This is a genomic window from Ewingella sp. AOP8-B2-18, assembly GCF_052376015.1.
GTDB lineage: Bacteria > Pseudomonadota > Gammaproteobacteria > Enterobacterales > Enterobacteriaceae > Ewingella > Ewingella allii.
This window is the reverse complement of sequence record NZ_JBQSVB010000070.1, coordinates 1-378: the sequence shown is the minus strand read 5'-3', so window position 1 is coordinate 378 and position 378 is coordinate 1. Positions and strand designations below refer to the sequence as shown.

The following is a 378-nucleotide window of genomic DNA, read 5'->3' as shown; positions in this document are numbered from 1 at the left end:
ATCCACATCAATGCCCACCTCGTCATAAAGCGCCCGATCAGACTGGTTAAGCCAAACCATCAGCAGCGCGGCCAGATTGCGCGGGTCATATGCCCGGTAGGGGAATCTGTCCCACGTCAGCGCCGCGTCATAACGGATGATGGCCAGGCGGTACTGGTCTAGCCCCAAATCCCTTTGCGCCGGGATAAATTTCATTTCATCCATGAAACTGGCGAACCCGGCACCGGCGAAAGTGCGCTTTGGCATGCTCGCAGTGATGAAAGCGGTCAGCTCATCCAACTGGCTCATATTTTGCGCACCCCCACGCGGCGTTTTCCCTTGATGGCTCGAATAGCAATTGAACCCTCGGCCAGCAGGCTATTGCGGGTTTCCTCGCTC

1 protein-coding gene is annotated in these 378 nt (G+C 56.9%); it reads right to left on the bottom strand.

Annotated features, from left to right (window positions below):
- Nucleotides 1-288, bottom strand: a 288-nt coding sequence (locus ACT3RR_RS23180; protein WP_496201177.1) for a phage tail protein, incomplete at its 3' end; no start/stop codon positions are given.
- Nucleotides 289-378 lie beyond the last annotated feature (90 nt).